The sequence below is a fragment of the Pelomonas sp. KK5 genome, from assembly GCF_001984095.1.
Lineage (GTDB): Bacteria > Pseudomonadota > Gammaproteobacteria > Burkholderiales > Burkholderiaceae_C > KK5.
The window spans coordinates 1-562 of the sequence record NZ_LYVQ01000542.1 but is presented as its reverse complement, the minus strand read 5'-3'; the positions used below and the strand labels follow the sequence as shown (position 1 = coordinate 562).

Here is a 562-nt window from a genome sequence, read left to right as displayed (position 1 = left end):
CCGCAGTTCCAGCCGACGCCTAACGGCGCGGCTGAACGCAATCGTTAGGCAGCGCAAGCAGCGCATTCAGGACTTCGAAGGCACGATGAATACAGCTTCTGAGCCACGCGGGCGGATAGTCGAGACACGTAAAGAAGGCCATCGCATTCTCTGGACGTACGTTCCGGAAATGCCCACAGCGGATGTCAGAAGCATCAGCCCTTGGCTCACAGTTGTGCGATGGGAATACGACGGATCGGGCAACAACGGCATGCCTGAAGCTGACGAGAACCAACGGATGCTGATGCTTGAAGACGCCCTCGGAAGGATCGAAAGGCAATCGTTCTTCGTTGAAGCCTATCGCCGGATCGGAGCTGGGCTGAGGGAGTACGTCTTCTACGCAGCTGACTGCGACAGCTTCCTAGCCGAGTTCAATAGTCACGTTGCAAGTCACCCCAGGTATCCAATCGAGATCAAGTTCTATCGGGATGAAGCCTGGTCAGATCTTCAAGGCCTTATCAATGACTTCGGCGCAGCCTAACCCGCAGTTCCAGCCGACGCCTAACGGCGCGGCTGAACGCAA

1 protein-coding gene is annotated in these 562 nt (G+C 56.6%); it reads left to right on the top strand.

Annotated elements, in window-relative coordinates; all coding sequences use genetic code 11:
- Positions 1–520, top strand: a 520-nt coding sequence (locus tag B0W88_RS32190; RefSeq protein WP_144007164.1) for a DUF695 domain-containing protein, incomplete at its 5' end; no start/stop codon positions are given.
- Positions 521–562 lie beyond the last annotated feature (42 nt).